The organism is Ruegeria sp. BG5 (assembly GCF_056538425.1).
Window position 1 is genome coordinate 114,379 of sequence record NZ_JBQFTC010000007.1, and the last position, 23,985, is coordinate 138,363.

The 23,985-nt window shown below is 61.3% G+C and carries 24 protein-coding genes; 13 read left to right on the top strand and 11 right to left on the bottom strand.

Annotation, left to right across the window (positions count from 1 at the left end; genetic code table 11):
- Nucleotides 1–62: 62 nt before the first annotated feature.
- A complete protein-coding gene (locus tag ACR0KX_RS18185) occupies nt 63–1,070 on the bottom strand; it encodes a porin (RefSeq protein ID WP_170624604.1) in 1,008 nt (335 codons plus the stop codon).
- A 285-nt stretch (nt 1,071–1,355) separates the two neighbouring features.
- Here ACR0KX_RS18185 and ACR0KX_RS18190 point away from each other — a divergent pair, with 285 nt between their 5' ends.
- From ACR0KX_RS18190 to ACR0KX_RS18210, 5 genes are all read left to right on the top strand, one after another.
- A complete protein-coding gene (locus ACR0KX_RS18190) occupies nt 1,356–1,844 on the top strand; it encodes a DUF3576 domain-containing protein (RefSeq protein WP_170455232.1) in 489 nt (162 codons plus the stop codon).
- Nucleotides 1,845–1,916: 72 nt separating this feature from the next.
- Entirely contained in the window at nt 1,917–4,451 is a 2,535-nt protein-coding gene (gene leuS / locus ACR0KX_RS18195) for a leucine--tRNA ligase (protein WP_480708662.1), read from the top strand.
- 19 nt (nt 4,452–4,470) lie between these two features.
- On the top strand, nt 4,471–4,929 hold the full coding sequence (gene lptE / locus ACR0KX_RS18200; RefSeq protein ID WP_480708663.1) for an LPS assembly lipoprotein LptE: 459 nt from the start codon (nt 4,471–4,473) through the stop codon (nt 4,927–4,929).
- A complete protein-coding gene (gene holA / locus ACR0KX_RS18205) occupies nt 4,926–5,954 on the top strand; it encodes a DNA polymerase III subunit delta (protein WP_170624610.1) in 1,029 nt (342 codons plus the stop codon). Before lptE ends, holA begins: the two co-directional genes overlap by 4 nt.
- Before the next feature lie 68 nt (nt 5,955–6,022).
- Nucleotides 6,023–6,610, top strand: a complete 588-nt coding sequence (locus ACR0KX_RS18210) for a glutathione S-transferase family protein (RefSeq protein ID WP_170624611.1) — start codon at nt 6,023–6,025, stop codon at nt 6,608–6,610.
- Here ACR0KX_RS18210 and ACR0KX_RS18215 read toward each other — a convergent pair.
- The gene (locus ACR0KX_RS18215) at nt 6,607–7,797 is read right to left on the bottom strand and encodes a TIGR03862 family flavoprotein (RefSeq protein WP_170624613.1); all 1,191 of its coding nucleotides are present in this window, start codon (nt 7,795–7,797) and stop codon (nt 6,607–6,609) included. The genes ACR0KX_RS18210 and ACR0KX_RS18215 overlap by 4 nt on opposite strands.
- Before the next feature lie 46 nt (nt 7,798–7,843).
- On the opposite strand from ACR0KX_RS18215, the gene ACR0KX_RS18220 reads away from it, so the two are divergent.
- Nucleotides 7,844–8,140: a DUF72 domain-containing protein gene (locus tag ACR0KX_RS18220; RefSeq protein ID WP_170523841.1), complete on the top strand. Its 297-nt coding sequence runs from the start codon at nt 7,844–7,846 to the stop codon at nt 8,138–8,140.
- Here the strand turns inward: ACR0KX_RS18220 and ACR0KX_RS18225 are convergent, their stop codons facing one another.
- The 3 genes from ACR0KX_RS18225 to ACR0KX_RS18235 are packed head-to-tail and all read right to left on the bottom strand — an operon-like array spanning nt 8,141 to nt 10,223.
- The gene (locus ACR0KX_RS18225) at nt 8,141–8,878 is read right to left on the bottom strand and encodes a VOC family protein (protein ID WP_170624615.1); all 738 of its coding nucleotides are present in this window, start codon (nt 8,876–8,878) and stop codon (nt 8,141–8,143) included.
- The gene (locus ACR0KX_RS18230) at nt 8,875–9,483 is read right to left on the bottom strand and encodes an enoyl-CoA hydratase/isomerase family protein (protein WP_170455246.1); all 609 of its coding nucleotides are present in this window, start codon (nt 9,481–9,483) and stop codon (nt 8,875–8,877) included. The genes ACR0KX_RS18225 and ACR0KX_RS18230 overlap by 4 nt, the downstream gene beginning before the upstream one ends.
- Nucleotides 9,480–10,223 (bottom strand): SDR family oxidoreductase, encoded by a 744-nt coding sequence (locus ACR0KX_RS18235; RefSeq protein WP_480627112.1) that lies wholly within the window; start codon nt 10,221–10,223, stop codon nt 9,480–9,482. The genes ACR0KX_RS18230 and ACR0KX_RS18235 overlap by 4 nt, the downstream gene beginning before the upstream one ends.
- A 139-nt stretch (nt 10,224–10,362) precedes the next feature.
- On the opposite strand from ACR0KX_RS18235, the gene ACR0KX_RS18240 reads away from it, so the two are divergent.
- From ACR0KX_RS18240 to lpxK, 5 genes are all read left to right on the top strand, one after another.
- Nucleotides 10,363–11,883: a DUF2125 domain-containing protein gene (locus tag ACR0KX_RS18240; protein ID WP_170624617.1), complete on the top strand. Its 1,521-nt coding sequence runs from the start codon at nt 10,363–10,365 to the stop codon at nt 11,881–11,883.
- A 135-nt stretch (nt 11,884–12,018) separates the two neighbouring features.
- A complete protein-coding gene (locus ACR0KX_RS18245) occupies nt 12,019–13,365 on the top strand; it encodes a TldD/PmbA family protein (RefSeq protein ID WP_170624619.1) in 1,347 nt (448 codons plus the stop codon).
- A complete protein-coding gene (locus ACR0KX_RS18250) occupies nt 13,352–14,152 on the top strand; it encodes a 3'(2'),5'-bisphosphate nucleotidase CysQ (protein ID WP_170624621.1) in 801 nt (266 codons plus the stop codon). The genes ACR0KX_RS18245 and ACR0KX_RS18250 overlap by 14 nt, the downstream gene beginning before the upstream one ends.
- Complete coding sequence (locus ACR0KX_RS18255) at nt 14,149–15,384, top strand: glycosyltransferase N-terminal domain-containing protein (RefSeq protein WP_170455253.1); 1,236 nt, start codon at nt 14,149–14,151, stop codon at nt 15,382–15,384. Before ACR0KX_RS18250 ends, ACR0KX_RS18255 begins: the two co-directional genes overlap by 4 nt.
- On the top strand, nt 15,371–16,369 hold the full coding sequence (lpxK, locus tag ACR0KX_RS18260) for a tetraacyldisaccharide 4'-kinase (RefSeq protein ID WP_170624713.1): 999 nt from the start codon (nt 15,371–15,373) through the stop codon (nt 16,367–16,369). The genes ACR0KX_RS18255 and lpxK overlap by 14 nt, the downstream gene beginning before the upstream one ends.
- Before the next feature lie 40 nt (nt 16,370–16,409).
- Here the strand turns inward: lpxK and ACR0KX_RS18265 are convergent, their stop codons facing one another.
- Both ACR0KX_RS18265 and ACR0KX_RS18270 read right to left on the bottom strand, forming a co-directional pair.
- Nucleotides 16,410–17,072: a DsbA family protein gene (locus ACR0KX_RS18265; protein WP_170455256.1), complete on the bottom strand. Its 663-nt coding sequence runs from the start codon at nt 17,070–17,072 to the stop codon at nt 16,410–16,412.
- A 13-nt stretch (nt 17,073–17,085) separates the two neighbouring features.
- Nucleotides 17,086–17,592, bottom strand: a complete 507-nt coding sequence (locus ACR0KX_RS18270) for a DciA family protein (protein ID WP_170455258.1) — start codon at nt 17,590–17,592, stop codon at nt 17,086–17,088.
- 81 nt (nt 17,593–17,673) lie between these two features.
- Here ACR0KX_RS18270 and mutY point away from each other — a divergent pair, with 81 nt between their 5' ends.
- Together mutY and ACR0KX_RS18280 are read left to right on the top strand one after the other, a co-directional pair.
- Nucleotides 17,674–18,729 carry an A/G-specific adenine glycosylase gene (mutY, locus tag ACR0KX_RS18275; protein ID WP_170624623.1) on the top strand — a complete coding sequence of 352 codons (1,056 nt, stop codon included), beginning with the start codon at nt 17,674–17,676 and terminating at the stop codon, nt 18,727–18,729.
- A gap of 61 nt (nt 18,730–18,790) precedes the next feature.
- Nucleotides 18,791–19,927, top strand: a complete 1,137-nt coding sequence (locus ACR0KX_RS18280; RefSeq protein ID WP_170455414.1) for an alkane 1-monooxygenase — start codon at nt 18,791–18,793, stop codon at nt 19,925–19,927.
- A gap of 78 nt (nt 19,928–20,005) precedes the next feature.
- Here ACR0KX_RS18280 and ACR0KX_RS18285 read toward each other — a convergent pair whose 3' ends face one another.
- The 4 genes from ACR0KX_RS18285 to ACR0KX_RS18300 form a co-directional block, all read right to left on the bottom strand.
- On the bottom strand, nt 20,006–21,382 hold the full coding sequence (locus ACR0KX_RS18285) for an adenylate/guanylate cyclase domain-containing protein (RefSeq protein ID WP_170624625.1): 1,377 nt from the start codon (nt 21,380–21,382) through the stop codon (nt 20,006–20,008).
- Nucleotides 21,383–21,523: 141 nt separating this feature from the next.
- Nucleotides 21,524–22,624, bottom strand: coding sequence for a site-specific DNA-methyltransferase (locus ACR0KX_RS18290; protein ID WP_170455264.1), 1,101 nt, complete (start codon nt 22,622–22,624; stop codon nt 21,524–21,526).
- Between the two features lie 107 nt (nt 22,625–22,731).
- Complete coding sequence (locus ACR0KX_RS18295; protein ID WP_170455266.1) at nt 22,732–23,349, bottom strand: ribonuclease HII; 618 nt, start codon at nt 23,347–23,349, stop codon at nt 22,732–22,734.
- A gap of 112 nt (nt 23,350–23,461) precedes the next feature.
- Entirely contained in the window at nt 23,462–23,926 is a 465-nt protein-coding gene (locus tag ACR0KX_RS18300) for a hypothetical protein (protein WP_480708664.1), read from the bottom strand.
- Between the last annotated feature and the right edge of the window lie 59 nt (nt 23,927–23,985).

Sequence of the window (23,985 nt, forward strand, 5' to 3'; positions counted from 1 at the left end):
TCAGGCAAAAGAAAAGGGCGGGTCCGAAGACCCGCCCCAAGAACCAGTCGGTTCAGATCAACTTAGAAGTTGAACTGTGCACCGAAGTCAGCACGCAGCTGGCTGTCGCCGTCGCCACGCTTCTGGTTGCCGATACCACCGCGCAGCGATGCACCGCCACCCAGGTCATAGATGGCACCAATGCCGTACTGCTGCAGGTCGTCGTCAGCCGAACCGTCACCGTAGGCGAAGGTCAGGGTGGTTGCTGCGTTCACGTTGTAAGCAGCCGACAGACCATATGCGGTACCGTTGCGGCTGTCATCTGCAACGTCATCGTCCGCGACGAACAGAGTGCCCGAGAAGTCACCGAATTCTGCACCCAGGGTCAGAACGGCCAGGCTTTGCTTGTCAATCGCACCAATGTCGCTGGTCTCACCATAGGCCACAGCGGCAGTGATGTTGTTGAAGGTGTAGGTGGCGCTGAGGTCCCAACGGTCTGCGTCAGTAGTCGCGGAACCAGTGGTCGCGGTGTCCGCAAAGGTACGCTGGTCATACGACGCGCCAAACGCGAAGTCGCCAACTGCGTACTGGAAGAACACAGCGTTTGCGCCCGAACCTGTCGACGAATAGGCCAGGAAGTCATAGTCAACGCCCGAGTACTGGCCGATGAAGTTTTCCAGACCAGGCTCGTTACCGTAGTAGTTTGCCAGGTTGTCAAACGAGCCAGCAACGTTGCCCGCGTCAACACGCAGACCGCCGAAGATGACCGAGAAGCGCGCGCCGTTCAGGCTGGCCGCGTTTGCTTCGCCGTTACCTGCGTCTTCGTCGGCCTGTACACGAACACGGCCTTCAAAGCGGACGCCACCGTCGGTTTCAACGATGCCGTCGATGTTCAGACGGAAACGCGAGACCAGGATGGTTTCGTCGGTTTCAACACCAGTCGCGGATGCACCACCAGTGGTGCTAACGGTGCCTGTGCGATCTTCCAGATAGCCCAGACCGAAACGGCCATAACCGCTGAATTTCACTTCAGCTGCTGCAACGCCTGCGGTCGCGATCAGCGCCGTCGTTGCGAAGAGAACTTTTTTCATCTTGTTTCCCTCGGTTTCAAAAGTTTTATCTACTCGACACATACCAAGGCATATGTCTCAGCACGGACACCGTTTCGCTCTTTTTGCCCCCATTGCGCAAGCTTGGCATAAAAGGGGGCGGTTCATTGGGATCAGATTGGTGCAAGGATGCCACAGTCGGTTTTGGGACCTGTCAGGCGGCAATCACACCGACAATTCATAAAGAATAGGCTTGTTGCACACAGGGACCTTAGTTAGGAGTATCCCCCGACGATGTATAGCAAGTGAAAACAGGATCTGCTGACAATGCGCCTGCCGACGATTTTGGGTCTGATTGCAATTACCGCCGCCGTTTCCGCCTGCGGCCCGAATCGAGGCGCCGCGCCAAATCCGGTTTACAACAATACGGACAGTACCCGTTCGGCTGAACGAGAGCTGAACGACTCCAACCGCTCGACCATCTGGGATGTGTTTGATCGCAGCGGCGCTGAGCAAACAGCGAATGTGAACCGTTATCTATGGGCCGCATCGCTGGACGTTCTCAGCTTCCTGCCTGTTCAAGAGGTGGATCCGTTCACCGGCGTAATTGTAACGGGTTACGGCACGCCTCCGGGCGGAGGGCGTTCGTACAGGGCAACCGTGCATATCAGCGACCCGGCGCTTGCGGCGCGATCCTTGTCGGTTGCGTTGCAGTCCAGCGGCGGCGCACCGGTCAGCGCGGCAACCTCGCGCGCGGTTGAAGATGCGATCCTGTCCCGCGCACGTCAGTTGCGCGTTGCAGACAGTAAGTTCTAGCAACCCGTCGAAATTCGCACTAAGACCACGCCGGGCTCTGACCCGGCGTTTTCATTCACGAAGGACCGCATGATGTCGCGCTACTCGGCCAACGAAATCGAAGCAAAATGGCAAGAGGCCTGGGACAAGGCCGGGATCTTCACCGCCAACCACAAGGCGGACAAGCCGAAATACTATGTGCTTGAGATGTTCCCCTACCCGTCAGGCCGAATCCACATGGGGCATGTGCGCAACTACACGATGGGCGACGTGATCGCGCGGCATAAGCTGGCGACCGGGCATAACGTGCTGCACCCGATGGGCTGGGACGCGTTTGGAATGCCTGCCGAAAACGCCGCGATGGCCATCGGCGGCCACCCCAAGGACTGGACCTACGGCAATATCGCCGACATGCGCGGGCAGATGAAGCCGCTCGGCCTGTCGATCGACTGGTCGCGTGAATTCGCCACCTGTGACCTGGAATATTACGGCCAGCAACAGGCGCTGTTTCTGGACATGCTCGAAGCCGGGCTGGTTTATCGCAAGAACGCCGTGGTGAACTGGGATCCGGTCGACATGACCGTTCTGGCCAATGAACAGGTGGAAAACGGGCGCGGTTGGCGCTCGGGCGCTTTGGTGGAACGGCGCGAGCTGACGCAGTGGTTCTTCAAGATATCGGATTACTCCGAGGAATTGCTGGACGCACTGGATACTCTGGACAACTGGCCTGCCAAGGTCCGCCTGATGCAGGAGAACTGGATCGGCAAGTCGCGTGGCCTGCAGTTCGGCTTTGAGCGCACCGATGGAGGTGAGCCGATCACGGTTTATACGACTCGCCCCGATACGCTGCTGGGTGCGTCATTTGTTGGTATCTCGCCGGATCACCCGATTGCCAAGCAGCTTGAGGCCGAAAACCCCGAAGTTGCTGAATTCGTTGCCGAATGCCGCAAGGGCGGGACCACTGAAGAGGCCATCGAAACCGCCGAGAAGCTCGGCTATGACACCGGCATCCGCGTGCGTCACCCGCTGGACCCGAGTTGGGAACTGCCGGTCTGGATCGCCAATTTTATCCTGATGGACTACGGCACCGGCGCGATCTTTGCCTGCCCAGCACATGACCAGCGTGACCTCGATTTCTGCCGCAAATATGGCCTGCCCGTGATCGATACCTTCTTTGCGCTGGACGATGACACCCCGGTCGACAAGATCGCCTTTGTGCCGCCGAAGACTGAAAAAGTCCGCTGGGTGAACCATTTCGCGGGCCTGACCGAGGCCACGGGCGATGAGGCCATCAACACCACCGTCGATTTCGCCGAAAAGGCGGGCTGGGGTGAAGGCGTCACCAAATACCGCCTGCGCGATTGGGGCCTCAGCCGTCAGCGCTATTGGGGCTGCCCGATTCCCGTTGTGCATTGTGATGCCTGCGGCGTGGTGCCCGAGAAGAAAGAGAATCTGCCGGTCCGCCTGCCCGACGATGTCACATTCGACAAACCGGGCAACCCGCTGGACCGCCACCCGACCTGGCGTGACTGCGCCTGCCCGTCCTGTGGTGCCCCGGCCAAGCGTGAAACCGACACGATGGACACATTCGTCGATTCGTCCTGGTATTTCGCCCGTTTCACCGCCCCGCGCGCGGAAACGCCCACCGATCTGGCCGAGGCCGAATACTGGATGAATGTCGACCAGTATATCGGCGGCATCGAACATGCGATTCTGCACCTGCTCTATTCCCGCTTCTTTGCGCGGGCGATGCAGATCACCGGTCATCTGCCGAAAAAGGCCATCGAGCCGTTTAACGCGCTGTTCACGCAAGGAATGGTCACGCATGAAATCTACCAGACTCGCGACGCCAAGGGCCGACCGGTCTATCACCTGCCCGAGGATGTGACCGACGGTAAACTGGCCGACGGCACCGAGGTCGAGATCATCCCTTCGGCCAAGATGTCGAAGTCCAAAAAGAACGTGGTCGATCCGGTCAGCATTATCTCGGCCTTCGGGGCAGATACCGCGCGCTGGTTTGTGTTGTCCGATTCGCCGCCCGAGCGGGACGTTGAATGGACAGCCGCCGGGGCCGAGGCCGCGTTCAAGCATCTGACCCGTGTGCACCGTATCGCCTCGGAAATCGCCCAGTCGGACAACCCGGCCAACAACGAAGACGAAACCTTGCTGCGTGAAATGCATAAAGCCATCCATTATGTGACCGGCGGCGTCGAATCCTTTGGCTTCAACGCCTCGATCGCCAAGCTTTATGCCTTTACCAACACATTGGCCAAATCCAAGGCGGGCACCGACGCCAAGCGTCAGGCCGCCAAGACACTGGCGCAACTGATGTCGCCGATGACCCCGCACCTGTCAGAGGAACTCTGGGAGTTGCTGGGCGGTGAGGGGCTGGTGGCCACCGCGCCGTGGCCGGTTGCCGATGAGGCGATGCTGGTCGATGACACCATCACCCTGCCGATCCAGATCAACGGCAAGCGCCGCGCCGAAATCAGCGTTCCAAAGGACATGGACAAGAACGAGGTTGAAAAAATCGCGCTTGGCACCGAAGCTGTGCAAAGGGCGCTGGATGGGTCGGCCCCGAAGAAAGTGATCGTTGTCCCGGGTCGGATCGTGAATGTCGTCGTTTGACCGAAGAACCTTTCTGTTGATGCCGCTGGCGCTTGCTGCCTGCGGCTTTCAACCGGTTTACGCTCCGGGCGGGGCAGGATCGGCGCTGTTTGGCAAGGTCGAACTGTCTGCGCCAAATAACGAAAACACGTTCCTTCTGGTTCAGAATCTGGAACAGCAGCTTGGGCGCAGTGCGACCTCGGGTAAGGATTACAAGCTGAGCGTGCAGGTCTCTACCCAAATTCAAAGCGCGGCCATCACCACAACCAACGAGACCAACCGCTACACGGTCAACGGACGGGCGCAGTATTCGCTGCGCTCCAACGCCTCGGGGCAGATCGTGGCCTCGGGCACCGTCACCGATTTCGTGGGCTATTCGGCGTCTGGGTCAACGGTTTCCACACTCGCCGATGAACGCGACGCGACACGGCGCCTGATGACGATTCTGTCGGATCAGATCGTCAATCGCCTTTACGCCACGCCGGGCCTGACCGCATGAAGCTGAGCCCGCGTGAGGCTGACGGCTATTTCGCCAAACCGGATGCAGACAAGACCGGCCTGCTGATCTACGGCGCGGATGCCATGCGGGTGGCGCTCAAGCGTCAACAGGTGCTGGCAGCCTTGCTGGGCGCAAATGCCGAAGAGGAAATGCGCCTGACCCGGATGCCCGGCAGCGATCTGCGCGGCGATCCGGCCTTGCTGCTGGATGCGGTCAAAGCGGTCGGATTCTTCCCCGGCCCCCGCGCCGTGTTCGTCGAAGAAGCCACGGATGCCGCCGCCCCTTCAATCCTTGCCGCGCTTGAGGATTGGGCACCCGGAGACGCGCAGATCATCGTCACCGCAGGGCAGCTGAAACCCAGTTCCAAAATCCGCAAAGCCTTCGAATCGCACCCGGCGGCTTATGCGGTTGGTATCTATGACGACCCACCCTCGCGGGCCGAGGTCGAGCGTGTGCTGGCACAGGCCGGATTGCGGAATGTGCCGCGTGACACGATGTCGGCGCTGAATGAACTGGCCGTCAGCCTCAGCCCCGGCGATTTCGCTCAGACGGTTGAAAAACTGTCGCTTTACAAGCGCGGAGATGACAGCGAGCTGAGCCTGGAGGACATCGAAGCCTGCGCCCCCCGCTCGACCGAGGCGGCGCTGGACGATGTCCTGAACGTGGTCGCCGAGGGCCGCGCCGGTGAGATCGGGCCGCTGATCCGACGTCTGCAGGCGCAGGGCACCAATGGGGTAACGCTGTGCATCGGCGCAACCCGGCATTTCCGCACGCTTTACGCCTGCGCCTCGGACCCCGGCGGTGCGGCGCAGGGAATCGGCAAGCTGCGCCCGCCGGTCTATGGCAAACGCCGCGACCGTATATTGCGGCAAGCGCAGGGATGGGGCGCACCCAAGCTGCAGACGGCGCTGACCGTTTTGACCGATACCGACCTGTCCTTGCGCTCAGCCGGGCAGACAGCCCCGGCGATGGCGCTGGTCGAACGTGCCATGATCCGTCTGGCAATGCTCGCCCGGTCGCGCTGACCCTGCGTTTGTCTTGACCCCTGCCCGTTCCGGGCCACACTCAGGCCAGCAAATGGCAGGAGATCAGCATGTACAAGATCTATGGACGCGTCCAAAGCCGCGCCTCGCGCGTCATCTGGCTGCTGGAAGAGCTCGGGCTACCGTACGAGTTGGTCAATGTCGGGCCACGTGATCCACAGGTTGCCGCGTTGAACCACAGCGGCAAGATTCCGGTTCTGGTGGATGGCGATCATGTGATCTCGGACAGTTCCGCGATCATGACCTATCTGGCCGACAAACACGGGGCCTTCACCTTCCCGGCGGGCAGCCCTGAACGCGCCGTTCAGGATTCGGTGTTCCACGCGATTCTGGACGAGCTGGATGCGGTCCTGTGGGTTGCGGCACGGCACGGGTTCATCCTGCCCGAGGACAAGCGTGTCCCGCAGATCGGCGAGGTCGCCAAATGGGAGTTCGATCAGAATTTCAAGCGGTTAGAGAAACGGTTCCAGGGTCCGTTCCTGATGGGCGACCAGATGACCATCGCCGACATCCTGCTGGTACATTGCATGAGTTGGGCAAAGGGCGCGGGTTTTTCGTTGGATTCGGACGTGTTGAAAGCCTACGGCAAGGAAATGCGGAACCGGCCTGCCTATAAGAAACTGGCCGAACTCAATTAATCAGGGCGGTTCTGCCTCAGCCGGTCCACTGCGGACCGACCGGCCCAGCGTCCCGTGGCCAGACAGGCGGTCAACAGGTAACCACCTGTTGGCGCTTCCCAGTCCAGCATCTCTCCGGCGCAAAAGACGCCCGGCAGGGCCGTCAGCATCAGACCATCCGTCAAGGCCGCGCGCGAAACGCCGCCTGCGGTTGAGATGGCTTCGTCCATTGGCCGCAGGCCTGCGTGATGAACCGGTAGCGATTTGATGAGTTGGGCCAAGGCATCGGGCGCAGATGGGACAGGTCGCCCAAACTCTATGAGCAACGCCGTTCGGGTCGGCCCCAGTTTCAGAACTTTGCGGATGTGATTGGACAGGCTGGCCTTGCCGCGCGGTTTGCTGAGGCGCTGCGCCACGTCGTCCGGCGACACATCAGGCATCAGGTCGAGCGTCAATGGCGCCCCGTCCCGCACCGCTTTGCAGATGGTGTAGATGCCGCCGCCCTCCAGCCCGCGGGCCGAGATCACCGCCTCGCCGCGTGTGTGCAAGGACCCGGCTTGCAGGGAAACACCTTTGATCGGCGCGCCGAAATGCGGTGTCATGTGGTCGGACCAGTCGACCAGCAGACCGGCATTGGCGGGGGCAAACGGGGTGATTTGAACACCTTTGTCGGCAAGGGGGGTCGCCCAAATACCGTCCGATCCCAATCGCGCCCAACTGGCCCCGCCCATCGCAAGGATTGTTGCGTCCGCCGTCAGGCTGTGTTCCCCGTCCGGGGTGTCGAATGTAAGCACATCGCCCTGCCACCCGGTCCAGCGCCAGCGCGTCCTGAACTCAACGCCCGCGTCTGAAAGGCGGGCCAGCCACGCGCGCAACAGGGGTGAGGCTTTCATGACAGTCGGAAATACCCGGCCCGTCGAGCCGGTGAACAGCTCCTGCCCCAAACCGCGCGCCCAGTCCTGAACGGCTTGCGCGTCGAACTCGGCCAGCATCGGAAGCAGCCAGTCGGCGGCTTCGTCATAAGACTGGATCAAGGTCTCGAAAGGTTCATCCTTGGTCAGGTTCAGCCCCGATTTTCCCGCCATCAGAAACTTGCGCGCGACCGAGGGTTTGGCCTCGGCCACCAGAACCGAGTGACCGGCCCGGGCAAGCTGTTCCGCCGCCATCAACCCGGCGGGACCTGCCCCGATCACCACTGCCTGCGCCATTCTCACCCTCTTGCCTTCATCGCCCACAGGCGCATCATTCCCGATCATGACGAACAGCGATCCGATCTGCCCGCTTTGCAACCGCCCGATCCCCGAGGGCGGCGGCAGCCTGCATCATCTGATCCCAAAACTCAAAGGAGGCAAGGGCGGACCCACCGTTCTGCTGCACCAGATCTGCCACAAGGAAATCCACGTCACGCTGAGTGAGGCCGAATTGGCGCGCAGTTTCAACACGGTCGAGGCTCTGCGCGCGCATCCCAGGCTTGAGAAATTCCTGAAATGGGTCCGCAAACGCCCGCCCGGTTTTCGTTCGAAAGTGCCGGGAAACCGGCGCAGTCGGTGATCAGCCGGGCAGGACGGGATCACCAAAGGCATCCGAAATCGGCTGGGCCAAACCCTCGAACTCCAACCCCCTGTAATCCGGCACAGGTGCGAATTGCGCGCCCTGAATGTGCTGAAATTCCAGCGTTGTGTAGGGGCGCTTCCACAACCATTCGCGGTTTCCGACCGCCCACGGGTCGGGATCAGGCGGGGCGTCCTGCGTGAAGGCGTAGAAATGCAGATCGAACCCGTATGGAGCGACGTCCTGCATTGACAGCAGTTTCATGCCCCGGGCGCGGCAGAACGCGTCCTCGGCGGCTATATCGCCGGTACGCAGGGTGATCTGACCGACCCGCGCCTGCGCGAACGGGTTCGCGGGATCGGCTGCATTTTCGGGCCGGTTGCCTTCGAAATCATGTCGCAGAAGTTCGATCACAAAGCCTTCGGGGTCGCTGAGATGGGCCATGTAGCCGATATCCAGAAACTGGCGCGGGACACTGACAGCATGGCCCTGTTTGCTCAACGCCTCAACCGCCGCGTCCACATCGGGCAGAGTAATCCCGATCTTCCAGTATCGTTGCCCCTGATCATGGGCGTACCCGCCGCCACCTGGCATCAGCAACAGATCCGCATCCTGCCCGTCATAGCCGACGCGGCGGTTTTGCCCTTCGGCCCGCACCGACATGCCAAGCGCGTTCCGGTAAAATCCGGCCAGGCGATCCGGATCGGCGACGCGCAATCGCAGCGCGGACAACCTCATCGGCACAGCTCGGCGATGCCAGCGGCGATGTCGGGCTTTGCAGCGACACTGTCCGCCACCAGCTCGCGCGCTGTGGGCATCAGGTCTTCGGGCGCGACGATGCGGTCCACAAGACCGAAGGCATAGGCTTCCTCTGCCGTGATCTTCTGCCCTGCCATCAGGATCAGTTTGGTCCGCGCCGGGCCAATCAGGGCCGCCATGCGTTTGGGATCGGACGGTTGCGGCAGAAAGCCCAGCTTCATCACCGGATAGAAGAACTTGGCCGAGGGCACCGCGATGCGCAGATCACAGGCCAGCACCATCCCGTTGGCCCCACCGGCCAGCGTACCGTTCAATGCGGCCACCGTCAGACAGGGCAAGGCGGCAATCGCGCCCGACAGGCGCTCCCACACGTCCGAGGTGGCCAGCCCGGCGCGCGCCTCGTCCAGATCGGCCCCGGCGCTGAACACTTTGCCGGTACCTGTCAGGATCAGCGCGCTGGCCTCGGTCGCGGCCTCGGCAATCTCGGCCAGTTCGGTCAGCATCGCACCGGTCAGGGCGTTTGCCTTGCCCGGGTTATTGATCGTGACGGTCCATAGACCGTCGTCCTTCGTCAATTCAATCACGTCAAGCCGATCCTTTGGCGGATGTCATCTTGGCGTAGGGAAATCTCGGAGCCCAAGAACTCATCCGAGTCTGACGAACACATCCACATCAGCGCCCGCGCGGGCCAGTCCGCCGGGATGTGAACATCCCAATCCAACTGGCTAACCGGGTTGATGCCGCTGGCCTTGATGACACGTTGCATATCCGTGGCCACAGTGCCCGGCGACAGGCCCATGGCGCGGATACCGTTATGCGCCTCTTCCAGATGCAGGCATTCGGTCAGCATCTTCGCACCTGCTTTCGAGGAACAATAGTGGCTCCACGCCTCAACCGGGTTCGATGCCGCACCGGACGAGACGGTCAGGACCGTACCACCCCCGGCGGCGCGCATCACCGGCAGGGCGGCGCGCATGCCGTAGAATACGCCTTTGAGGTTAATATCGATGGCCTGGCTCCAGGATGCGACATCGGCGTTGGACAGGTGAAAGATCGGCTCGATCACACCTGCATTGCCGATCAGTACGTCCAGACCGCCAAACCGGGCAACGCAATCGGCCACCGCCTGTTCGACCTGCGCGAAATCACTGACGTCGCAAGCCAGCGCAATCGCGTTATCCCCCAGCGCAGCCGCCAGCGCATCAATCTGATCACGACTGCGTGCAATCAGCGCGACATTGGCCCCGGCTGCGGCAAAAACGCGCCCCGCCTCGGCCCCGATTCCCCGGCTGGCCCCTGTTATGAGTACTGTTTTTCCCTGCATTTCCCCCTCCTCAATCCGTGGGCTGGTCCTTGTCCAAAGCCGTAGCGCGGAAACGGGGAAGGCGTCCAGCCCTTGCCCCTTGACGATACCCGCCGCAACCCCGACCATGCGCCACAAATTGATCAAGAAGGGTTACCTTATGTCTGTTTTCCTTCGCCGCAGCTGCGGCGCAGCCCTGGCTTACGCCGTTGCCACCCAAGGCGCCTGGGCCGACCTGACTGCAAATGATGTCTGGGCCGATTGGCAGAACTATTTCCAGTCGATGGGCTATACAATTACCGGCGATCAAAGCAACGCCGGGGACGTGACCACAATCGCGGACATGACCCTGTCGATGACCTTCCCCGAAGATGACGGTCAGTTCCAGATGGTCATGCCGGAAATGACACTGACCGAAAACGGCGATGGCACCGTCAGCATCGGCTTTCCCGACAGCTTCCCGATGACAATCTCGGGCACGGCCGAAGATGAGGCATTCTCGGTCGACCTGATCTATTCGCAGACCGATCTGGACATGGTTGTTTCCGGCTCGCCCGAAGACATGACCTATGACTATTCCGCATCCACCCTCAGCATCGTTCTGGGCGAGTTGCAGGCTGGCGACGAAGCCCTGCCCGATGATGCTCTGAATGTCAGCTTTGACATGACCGACCTGTCCGGAAGCTCTCGCATGTTGATCGGTGATGAGCGCACAATCGATCAGACGTTCGAAGCCGCCGAACTGTCCTACGACATCCAGTTCGAAGACCCTGAGAACGGCGATTCCGGCCTGTTTGTCGGCAAAATGGACCAGTTGACGTTTGCGGGTGAAAACATCCTGCCGCTGGAATTTGACCTCAGCGATCCTGAGGCGCTGTACGCTGCCGGTTTCGCCTTTGCGGGCGATTTCACCTATGCCTCGGGCAAGACCGATATCAGCGGCGTCAGCGAGGGTGAGCAGTTCAACATGGCCAGCTCATCCGAAGGCGGGCGCTTTGCGGCCAGCATGGATGCCGAGCGGATTGCCTATGATATCGAGCAGAACAATACCAAGCTGGCGGTGACAACGGCGGACCTGCCCTTCCCATTGGAAGCCGCGATGGAGAAAGCCGGTCTGCAACTTGAGATTCCGGTTCAACCTTCGGATGAGGTCAAGCCGTTTGGCTTCTCGATGAACCTGACCGATTTCACCATGTCGGATATCTTGTGGAGCATGTTTGACCCCGCAGGCACTCTGCCCCGCGATCCGGCGACCATCGCGCTGGACACCAGCGGCACCGCCAAAGTTCTGATGAACATCTTCGATCCCGAAGAGGCCGCCGAGTTCGAAGCAACAGGCGAGATTCCGGCCGAGCTGCACTCGCTGAAGATCAACGAGCTTCTGGTTTCGCTGGTTGGGGCAAGACTGACCGGTGACGGCGATTTCACCTTCGACAACGCAAACACCGAGGAATTCGGCATGCCCGCCCCGGCTGGTGTCGCGAACCTTCAACTGGTGGGGGCAAATGCACTGATCGACAAGCTGATCGGAATGGGCCTGATGTCCGACAGCGATGCCTTGGGCGCCCGGATGATGATGGGCATGATGGCGGTGCCGGGGGATGAGCCCGACACGCTGAATTCAACCATCGAATTCACCGAAGACGGCCAGATTCTGGCGAATGGTCAGCGTATTAAGTAAATGTGATCGGGCAAGGGCGTGACCGCGCGCCCTTGCCCTTGACCTACGGTGCAGACGTCACAAAACCATTCGGTCACGGGTCTTGCGAGACGGGCTGTGCAAGGCTAGGTCCATTGCAGTCAAACCGGAGGCCCCATGACGCGCACACCAGAAGAAATCAGCCAATCCCTGCTGGATGCGGCCCGCAAAGCCGGGGCTGAAGCGGCCGATGCGATTGTTATCGACGGCTCGTCGGTCTCGGTCGAAGTGCGCGGCGGGGCCCTGGAACATGCGGAACGTTCGGAAGGGACCGATCTTGGGCTGCGGGTGTTTGTCGGCAAACGGCAGGCCATCGTCTCAAGCTCTGACAATCGTCCCGAAACCCTGAACGCGATGGCCGAACGCGCCGTTGCCATGGCGAAAGAGGCCCCCGAGGACCCCTTTGCCGGGTTGGCCGATGCCGCGCAACTGGCCAATGGCTGGGACATCGACGCGCTGGAATTGTTCGACCCCACCCCGGAACCTGCCCCAGATGCGTTGATGCAGGATGCGCTTGCCGCCGAAGCCGCCGCTTTGGCCGTACCGGGCGTGTCGCAAGTGTCCGACGCCGGTGCAAGCTATGGAACCCACCGCGTTTTTCTGGCCGCCACGAACGGGTTTTCGGGCGGGTATGCGCGCAGTTATCGCTCAACCTCGTGCGTCGCCATCTCGGGCGAAGGCACGGGGATGGAGCGGGATTATGACGGCGACAGCCGCACGTTCCAGTCCGACCTGCGCGACCCGCAGGAGATCGGTCGCAAGGCGGGCGAACGCGCCGTGGCCCTTGGGGGTGCGCGCAAGCCCGAGACCGGCAGCTTTCCGGTTCTGTTTGATGAACGTATCTCATCGTCTTTGATCGGGCATTTGCTGGCCGCCAGCAACGGTGCCGCCATCGCGCGCGGGGCCTCGTGGCTGAAAGACAGCCTTGGGAAGCAGATTCTGCCCGAACATTTGTCTCTGATCGAAGACCCCAGCCGCCCGCGCATCTCGGGCTCGCGCCCCTTTGATGCCGAAGGGCTGCCGACCCGCCGCCGCGCGATTGTCGAAAACGGCATTCTGACGGGCTGGACGCTGGATCTGTCCAGCGCGCGCAAGCTGGACATGGCCTCGACCGGCAACGCCACACGCGGCGTGTCGGGGCCGCCCTCGCCCAGCAACTGGAACCTGAGCCTGACCCAGGGTGACCAAAGCCGCGCGGACCTGATCCGCGACATGGGCACCGGCCTGTTGGTGACGTCGATGATCGGTTCGACGATCAACCCGAATACCGGCGATTACTCGCGTGGGGCCTCCGGATTCTGGGTCGAAAACGGTGAGATCACGCACCCGGTCAACGAATGCACCATCGCAGGCAATCTGCACGACATGCTGAAACGGATGATCCCGGCCAATGACGCGCGGGCTTATCTGTCGCGGGTCGTCCCCTCGGTGCTGATCGAAGGAATGACGCTTGCCGGCAACTGATCTGCCACTTCTGATCGACGCAGCCCTTGAGGCCGGAAAGATCGCCACCCGCTATTCCGGGGCGCAGGCGCAACGCTGGGACAAGCCCGACGGGGCCGGGCCGGTGACCGAGGCCGACCTGGCGGTAAACGCCATGCTGGAGCAGCACCTGCCCGCAGCCCGCCCCGATTACGGCTGGCTGAGCGAAGAAACCGAGGATACGCCGGATCGGCTGAACCGCGACCGCGTCTTTGTCATCGACCCGATCGACGGCACCCGCAGCTTTGCCGAGGGTGCCCGCACATGGGCGCATTCGCTGGCCATCGCTGAGAAGGGTGAGGTCACGGCAGCGGTGATCTATCTGCCCCTGCGCGACCTGCTGTACGCCGCAGCCAAGGGTCAGGGGGCCACGCTGAACGGCGCCCCCATCCGCATCGCAACAACCGCCACGCTGGACGATTCCGAGCTTTTGGCGGCCAAACCAAACCTCGCGCCCCATCATTGGCGTCAGGGCCAGCCCCCGTCGTTCACGCGGGCCTATCGCCCGTCGCTGGCCTATCGCATGGCGCTGGTCGCGCAGGGCCGGTTCGACGGGATGCTCACCCTGCGCCCCAGTTGGGAATGGGACATCGCGGCAGGCGACCTGATCGTGCGCGAGGCGGGCGGCATCTGCTCCGACCGTGCAGGCCAACCGCTGCGCTTCAACAATGCCCATCCCCGCCTGAACGGGGTGATTGCCGCCGGGAAACCCCTGCACGACCAGCTATCCGAACAACTGGATCCCAACGGCCCCGGGATCAGCGGATGAGCAAGCCCCGCTCTCTCAGCCTTGCGGCCTATCGGGTTTTGTCGTGGGGGGTTCCCAACGGCAATGGCCAGCCCGACCTGCCGCGACCTGAAGGGGAGTTGTTGTGGATCCACATCGCAGATCAGGACCGGCTGCGGGTGATCAATCACTTCTGCCACCGTCTGCAACAGGTCCGGCCCGGCCTGTCCATCCTGCTGAGCGCACCGCCAAAGGCTGACCTGAAACGATGGGCCGAAACGCCCTATCCGCTGATCACCCTGCCGGTCGAGCACACCGGCGCGGCACGCGGGTTTCTGAACCACTGGCGTCCGAATATGGGGCTGTGGGTTGGCGGCGGCCTGATGCCCAACATCATTACCCGCGCTCAGGAACGGGGCATACCGCTGATCCTGATCGAGGCGACGCTGGAGATCGAGATCCCCAGAACCGCGCGGTGGCTGCCGGACATTTCCCGGTATACATTTGATTGCTTTGACAGAATCCTGACCAAATCCGAAGACACATCACGCCAGATCCGGCGCATGGGTGTTGCATCGGCCAAGGTTGCCGTATCTCCCCCCCTGCAGATCAGCCCCAACCCGGAACCCTGGCCCGAAGACGAGCTTATTGAGATCAATCACATCTTTTCGGGTCGGCCCGTCTGGCTGGCGGCATGGGTGCAGGACAAGGAATTCATCTCGGTTCTCAGTGCCCATCGTCAGGCGATGCGGATGCTGCCGCGTCTGGCGCTGGTGCTGCATGTGGCCGACATGCGCGAAGCCGGACCGCTGCACAGGCGGCTTGAATCGATGGATCTGCGCTGTGCCTACTGGGATCAGGGCGACAAGATCGAAGACACGACACAGGTCATTCTGACATCCGAGCCCGAAGATCTGGGCCTCTGGCAACGAGTCTCACCCGTCACATTCATGGCCAGTTCGCTTGAACGTGGCGCAGCTGGCAAGGACCCGCTTGAGACGATTGCATTGGGATCGGCCATTGTGCACGGCCCCTTTGTGCACAGCCAGCAAGAGCTTTACGATCAGTTGAAACAGGTCAAGGCGGCACGCATGGTGAAATCCGCCACCGAATTGGGCGATGCGATTGTCGAGCTTCTGGCCCCCGATCAGGCGGCGGGCATGGCCCTTGCAGGATGGCAAATGATCACCGAAGGCGCGCCGCAGGCCGACCAGTTGATCGACATGGTGCAGGAAGCGCTGGACCAGCGGAGTGCAGATGATGCGAGCACCTGAGTTCTGGAACACCGGCCCAGACAAGCTGGACCTGCGGGCGCGGCTACTGGCCCCTCTGGGCCGTATCTACGCATCGGCAACCGCGCGCCGCGTTGCATCCGATACCGGGGTCAATCCGGGCGTTCCGGTGATCTGCATCGGCAACCTGAATGCAGGCGGAACCGGAAAGACCCCCACGGCGATCTGGGTTGTGGAACAGTTGCGAAGCAACTGGCACGAACCGCATATCGTCACACGCGGACATGGCGGGTCGCTGGAAGGACCGGTGCGGGTCGATCCAAGCAAACATTCGGCCGCGCAAGTCGGCGACGAACCGCTGCTGCTGGCCATGTTTGCCGAGGTTTGGGTGGCCAAGGATCGCGCCGCCGGTGCGCGTGCTGCCGCACAAGAAGGCGCAAGTGTGATCGTGCTGGATGACGGGTTCCAGAACCCCTCGGTCGCCAAGGATTTCTCGATCATCGTGGTGGACGCGCAACGCGGGTTCGGGAACGGGTTGTGCCTGCCTGCTGGGCCTTTGCGCGAACCCGTCGATGTGGGCCTGAAACGCGCCGATCTGGTTCTGTCCCTTGGCGACGCCCCCGCGCAACAGGTATTTGCCGATCAGTGGGGCGATCAGATTTCAGTGCCGCACGCGACCGGTGTCGTCGAACCTTTGCAAACAGGAATGGACTGGGCCGGGTCGCGCGTGCTGGCCTTTGCAGGCATCGGACATCCCGAGAAATTCTTCCAGACCCTGCGCCAGCAAGGGGCCGAGCTGCTGCGGGCCGAGGCTTTGGACGATCACCAACCGCTGACGACAGCCCTTATGACCCGGCTTGAGAACGAAGCCCGGTCCTTGGGTGCCCAGATGGTGACAACGGAAAAAGATGCGGTCCGGTTGCCCGATGCCTTTCGTCGCAAGGTCGTGACCCTGCCGGTGCGCCTGCAAGTGGCAGATGCCGATTCTGTGCGCGAGATGCTGTTAAAGGCGGCACCTTCGCCCTGATGGATCCGGCCAGCCCTGAACGGGCTGACCGGGAATGGGTTTAGCTGCCAAGCTCGGCTTCGATCAGCCGCTTGAAATCCTCGTAGGACTGGTTCGACACCTTCTCGCCGTTGACGATGAAGGACGGGGTGGCCTGAATATCGTCACGCTCGGCGTTTTCCTGATACCACGCAACCAGTGTCTGGGCGCGGGTACCGTCCTGCAGGCAGGCTTCTAGCTGATCGCCATCGATCCCGGCCAGACGCCCGATCTTGCGCAGCTCGTCGACGATTTCCGGCGGGCCGCCCGCGCGGGTCCATTCGGACTGACCTTCATAGATCAGGTCGGTGATGCCAAAGAACTTCTCGGGACCCGCGCAGCGCGCAACCATCGAGGCCCACAGACCATAGCGGTCAAAATACACCTCTCGGTAGATGAACTTGACCTTCCCGGTGTCGATGAAATCCTTCTTGAGCTGCTTATACGCGCCCTGATGGAAATTTGCACAATGCGGGCAGGTATAGGATGCGTATTCGATGATCTCGACCGGCGCATCCTCGGCACCCTGCACCATTTCGACGATGGTCGAGGTGTCCAGATCGGCCTCTTGCGCGATGGCACTGCCAACCAGCGGGTTGGCCGGGGTGGAATTCGAGGTTGTCAGCCAATAGCCGCCAGCGGCGACGGCGACAGCCGCACAGATTACGGTTGCAATACGGCTCATTCTCAGCCCTTTCTCAGCGTTTCTGTTTGGATAAAACGTTGCGGCCCAAACGTTCAAGGGCAGCGCGCAAATCACCATCGTGAACATCGCGCGACACTTTGTCTGCCTCGGCCGCAATTTCTGGTTTTATTTCCGGTTTTGCGTGTTTCGGTTTGTGATCGAAACTGGCCTGCCCCTCGGCAAATCCTGTCGGAGCGGTCTGGGTGATGCGAATGCGGCTGATCGCGTTATAGCCGTATACGGCGTTCACCTTGCCGCGCAGCTGTTCCTTCTGCATCTCCAGCATCGGGGCCTGTGGGCCCGTGGTCAGCAGGGTCAGCGTCGCGCCGATCCCGCCCTTGCCATAGCCCACATTGACCGGACGCGCGATCGAGGCGGTGTCCTGCCCCACAATCTCGGCCCAGTGGGTCAACAGACGCGACACGGCAAAGCCCCGGCTTTCCCCGGCGCGCCTGATCTGGTCGTTCAGCAATGTCGCGGTCCGTTTGAACCCGCGGGTCGAAGAACGTCTGCGCTGCATCTGGTTTCCAACTCCTGCGCCGCTATTGTAATGGGCGAAACGGCAGGTGCCAGCGAAACCCGACAGAGAGTTAGATAAATCTTGCGTGACAGCCCTGAATTCGACCTGAGCGTCGCATTGCTCGACTGGTATGACCGTCACGCGCGGCACATGCCATGGCGCGTAGGGCCTGCGGATCGTGCCGCAGGCGTGCAGCCAGACCCCTATCGCGTCTGGTTGTCCGAAGTAATGCTGCAACAAACAACCGTTGCTGCCGTACGTGATTACTTCATGCGTTTCACCTCGCGCTGGCCAACCGTTCATGATCTGGCCGCCGCGCCGGATGATCAGGTGATGGGCGAATGGGCAGGGCTTGGCTACTACGCCCGCGCCCGCAACCTGCTGAAATGCGCCCGGGTCGTGGCGGATCAGCATGACGGGCGGTTCCCCGACACCTATGACGCCCTGCTGAACCTACCGGGGATCGGCCCCTACACCGCTGCCGCCATCGCATCCATTGCCTTTGACCGGCCCGAGACCGTGCTGGACGGCAATGTCGAGCGTGTCATGGCGCGGCTTTATGACATTCATGATCCACTGCCCGGATCGAAACCAGTTCTGAAGGCCAAGGCCGCCGCGCTGACGCCGGATCAGCGCCCCGGCGACCATGCGCAGGCGGTGATGGATCTGGGCGCAACGATCTGCACCCCGAAATCCCCCGCCTGCGGCATCTGCCCCCTGCGTGACCCCTGTCTGGCCCGCATCGCAGGAACGCAGGCAGAATTGCCCCGGAAGACCCCGAAAAAGCCAAAACCCACCCGCCTCGGGCATATCTACATCGCCCAGCGCCGGGACGGAGCGTTGCTGCTGGAGCGTCGTCCCGACAAAGGGCTGTTGGGCGGAATGCTGGGCTGGCCGGGCTCGGACTGGTCGGATGCACCAGCCGAGGCACCTCCGTTCCGCGCCGACTGGAACCTGCTGCCCGGCGAAGTGCGCCACACCTTCACTCATTTCCATCTGGTTCTGCGTATCTGGACAGCGGACCTGCCTGAGCAAGAAACACCAAACGGCCTGACGATACTGCCCAAACACGATTTCAAACCCAGCGACCTGCCAACCGTGATGCGCAAGGCCCACGATCTGTGGCGCGGGCAATAAGCCCGTTGTGCCCCATTGGGTCGCCCGGCTAGGCTGCCCATACCGGTTCGGAGCACGAATGATGATCACAACAGAGACCCTGACCCGCTGGCAAACGGCTCTGCCCTTCTGGGTGTCCTTTCTGCTGGTTCCCCTGATCTGGATCACAGCCATCGCAGGCGGCTGGTGGGTTCTGCTGATCCCGCTGACGACCTGGTGGGCCTTTGCCGCGCTGGACCGCCTGACCGGCCTTAACCTGGACAATGCCGATCCCGAAACGCCAGACGATGTGCTGCGTTGGTACATCCTGCTGACCAAGCTTTGGGTGCCGGTTCAGTTTGTCACCCTGTTTGGCCTGATCTGGTATGTCACGCACACCGATCACCTGTCAGGCTGGTCCAAGGTCGGGCTGTTTTTCGGTATGGGCATCCTCTCGGGTACGGTTGGCATCAACTACAGCCACGAGCTGATGCACCAGAAATCCCGGCTGGAACGCTGGCTGGGCGATATCCTGCTTGCCATGGTCCTCTATTCCCATTTCCGGTCCGAACATCTGTTGGTCCATCACCGCTATGTCGGCACTCCACGCGACCCGGTGACCGCGCGGTATAACGAGGGCTTCCACCGCTTCTACCCGCGCGTCCTGCTGCAATGCCTCATGTCCGCCTTCAAAGCCGAGCGGGACAAGCTGGCCCGCAAGGATCGCCCCTGGACCGACCCGTCGAACCCGTTCTGGCGGTATTGGGCGCTGCAAGGCGGAATGCTGGCGCTTGCGGCCCTGATCGGCGGATGGTCCGGGTTGGGGCTGTTCCTGCTGCAAGCGGGCGTGGCGATCTGGCAGTTGGAACTGGTGAACTACGTCGAACATTACGGGCTGACCCGGAAACATATCGGCGACGGGAAATACGAACATGTTCTGCCGCGCCATTCCTGGAACGCCTCGCAAAAGGCGTCAAACTGGTTGCTGATCAACCTGCAACGCCATTCGGATCACCACTACAAACCCAACCGGCGCTTTCCGTTGCTGCAAAACCACGCAAAAGAGGACGCGCCGCAATTGCCCCATGGCTACCCGGTCATGACGGTGGCCGCGATGATCCCGCCCTTGTGGCGGCGCGTCATGAACCCCCGTGTGCGGGCCTGGCGGCGGCAATACTACCCCGAGATCACCGATTGGCATCCCTACAACAAGGCGCAGAACCCCCAGCCAAATGCGTGACCGCAGCGCGCCCTGCGCGCTGCCCGGCCCAACCGAAGGCGCTGCATCTTCGATGCAGCAACGACGGGCGGGAGCCCCTCAGTACACCCAGATATCCATGGGGTCGGCCACGCCGCGCACGGCCTGAGCGCTGCGCCTAGTGAATCCTTCCATCGCGTATGCGGGGCTTTCCTGCGACGCCTGAGCCCGCAGCGCGTCACTGACCACAACGCGTGCCTTATAGTCGCGCGTCATCGCCTCAAGCTTGGCAGCGACATTCACCGCATCGCCGATCACCGCAAATTCCAAACGGTTGGCCCCGATATCACCCAACACGACCGAGCCATAGTGGACCCCGATCCCCACATGAATCTCAACCTCGCCCGCGCGACGGCGTTCCAGATTCCAGCGGTCGATCATGTCCACCATCGCCCGCGCACAGCCCAGCGCGTTGGTGGCATCCAGCGGCGTCGGGACCGGCGTGCCAAACGTGGCCATCAACCCATCACCCAGATATTTGTCCAGCGTCCCATGATGACGAAACACCTCGGTCTCCATCCGGGCATGGAACCCGCGCAGAACCTCGATCACCTCATACGGGTCGCGACCCGCCGCAAACTTCGTGAAGCCCACGATATCGATGAACAGAACCGCGATGTTTTCCTTGCGCACCTGTTTCAACGGCTCGTCATTCTGGCTGAGTTCATCGACCACATTGGGTGAGAAATAGCGCGACAGGTTCGCCCGCTCGCGCTCCAGCCCCGCATTGGTCATCAACAGCCGGTTCAGCCGCCGCATGGATACGCCCAGCGTCACCGCGACCATCACAAAAACAATCGCCTGCTGTATGCGCTGTGGTGCCATAAAGCTGTTCGGGTCCAACAGTTCCGCCACGGCAGGATAGCCCTGCAACGCATCCGCCACCCGCTCGCTGATCCCGGGGAACGGGGTGGCGATCCACCAGGCGATGATCCACCCTGCAGTCCATACCCCTGCGGTCCAAGACCCGATGGCAATCACCGTGCGCCACGAATAGGCCAGCGTGCCAGCCGCCAGAATGATGAAGAAATACTGGAAATTGTCGAACCGGTACTGCATCGCCAGCGGTCGGACATCGTCGCTGAACGGGTTGGGCACGATCATGCCCAAGGTCATGATCAGCAGATCGACAAATATCAGCAACAGCTCAGCCCGCGATTGCCCCACCCGGCCCGCGCGGCGGATCAGCCAGCCATTGGCGCAGATCAGCAGCAGGATGAAGTGATACCACAACACCTCCCACTGCGGGTTCAGGTAGATCAGCAGCATACCGGTCAGCCCCATCGCGATCCAGCGGGCGCGAACGGCCAGTTCCAGCCCCTCGCGCTTGTGCTGTTCCAGCGCGGCTTCGGTATATTTGTTGTCCAGATCGAAATTGTCGGGCCGGGTGACAAAGAACCTTTCAAAACGCGAGGGGCTGGCGCTGGTGTCTGTCATGAGGGATCACTCTCGTATCAGGTATCAGAGTGATCCCATGCAACCATTCCTGCGGCCAAAACAAAAGACCCCGCCGGATGATCGGCGGGGCAAGGCGTAGTGCCATGTGTCAGGCCACAGGCACCGGCGGTTTTCGTGAAATCAGTTCATTTCCGCGCGAATCTGCTGGCGCAGCACGTCAATCGGCACCGTCTTGCCGTCGCGTTTGAAACACCAGTAGGTCCAGCCATTGCAGGACGGCGCGTTTTCCAGATGCGCGCCCACCTGATGGATCGAGCCCTTGACGTTATCGCCCACCAGCGTCCCGTCGGCGCGCACCTTGGCCTTATGGCGCTGGTTCATGGAATAGAGCTCCTCGCCCGGGCGCAGCATGCCGCGCTCGACCAACTGGCCAAACGGCACGCGCGGTTCGGCGCGTTTGCTGGCGCTGACTTCCAGCGCCTCACGGTCGAACTTGCGGACCTTGGAAATACGTTTCTCGGCCACCTTGCGATAGCTTTCCTCGCGCTCGATGCCGATGAACTCACGTCCCAGCATCTTGGCAACCGCGCCGGTCGTGCCGGTGCCAAAGAACGGGTCCAGAATCACATCCCCCGGATTGGTCGAGCCGATCAGAACACGGTGCAGCAGCGATTCCGGTTTCTGCGTCGGATGTGCCTTGTCGCCGTTTTCGTCCTTGAGCCGTTCATGCCCGGTGCAGATCGGCAGCACCCAGTCGCTGCGCATCTGCACGCCTTCGTTCAGTGCCTTCAGTGCCTCATAGTTGAACGTGTATTTCGCACCTTCGCGCTTGGACGCCCAGATCATCGTTTCATGCGCATTGGTGAATCGTTTGCCGCGGAAATTCGGCATCGGGTTCGACTTGCGCCAGACCACGTCGTTCAGGATCCAGTAGCCCGCATCCTGCAGGGCCGAACCCACGCGGAAAATGTTGTGGTACGACCCGATCACCCAGATCGCGCCATTGGGTTTCAGCAGACGATGCGCCGCTTTCAACCACTCGCGGGTGAATTGGTCATAAGCGCCAAAGCTGGAAAACTGATCCCAATGGTCGTCAACCGCATCCACCTGAGAGTTATCCGGGCGATGCAATTGCCCCTTCAACTGCAAATTATACGGAGGATCCGCAAAGATCAGGTCAACCGACGCCTCGGGCAGACTGTTCATCACATCGATGCAGTCCCCGGATAGGATCGTGTTTAAAGGGAGCGCTTTTGCGCCCTTTTTGGTGGTTGTTGTCATTTTACTGCCTCAAGTATCCACGGCGCTTTTGCGCTCATTTGGTTGAGACAAGGATGAGTCAAAGACGATTCGCCGTCAATTTCTTTTTTGAATCAGCGACTTACGATTTACTCTTGATACAAGATATTGTGGACAGGCTTGAACGAACGTCTATGGTGTGGGGTCACACCAAGATTTTGCAGCGCCTCCTTGTGTTGTTTTGACGGATAACCTGCGTTTGTCTCCCACCCATAGCCCGGATGCTGTTGCGCCAAATCCACCATCACCTGATCACGCCAGTTTTTCGCAAGGATCGAGGCCGCCGCGATCGACACCGATCGCGCATCCCCTTTGACAACCGCCTGCGAAGGGATTTTCAGGCCGCGCGGTATCATATTGCCATCGATCAGCAAAAAATCGGGCGCAGGGTCCAGGGCCGCCACCGCCCGCGCCATGGCCAGATGCGAGGCGCGCAGGATGTTGATCTCGTCGATTTCTTCCACCGACGCCTCGGCAACCGCAAATTCGGCGCTGTCCCGCAAGGCCGTGTCCAAAGCAGCGCGGCGCTTGGCGGTCAGTTTCTTGGAATCGTTCAACCCGCCCGGAATATCGTCGGGGTTCAGAATCACCGCAGCCGCTACAACCGGCCCGGCCAGCGGGCCGCGCCCGACCTCATCAACACCTGCGACACGCAGATGCCCCCGGTCCAGCAGGGCCTGCTCTAGTTCAAAATTCGGTACCATCATCCCTTTGGCAAACCGCGTTTCACGACCGACCGCAAGAAAAAAGAGAGGGCAGCTTGTGCCGCCCCCTCTCTTGCGCGGCGCTTCTTGCGGCACCGCTCCTGCTCGTGACCGATTACTGGTAAACCACGCGGTATCCTTGCTGGCGCAGGCACGCGGGTTCATACCCCCGCTTGACCTTTTTGCCGTTCCAGAAACCGACCTTACATTGGTTGGGCAGGCTATTGACATGTCTGTAGTGTTTCTTCAGGCATTTTGGCCCAAGCAACTGCCGGTTGGGTCCGTAGCCTTTGATGGTCCGCAGGCACCGGTGCGGCAGGTCATATCGCGCCACACGTTTCGGAACCGGACGAACATGTGGATGCACGATCTTCGGTTCCTTGTACACGTGATGATACTGGCGGCTCGGCCGATCCCTGCGCTTTTCCTTGTTATAGTGATTGACCGCCGCGCCGATGATGGCAATTGCGGCCAGCCCGCCAAGAATGTCCCCGGTATCTGCAGCCCGCGCTTGCGAGGCGGAAACGCCGGTAACGGCAATGGCGGTGGCGACGATCAGGGCGATGAATTTGCGGTGCATGATGCATGTCCTTTCGCAACTTGGGGCGGACCCGCTAAGGACCGCGAATGTGATGCCCC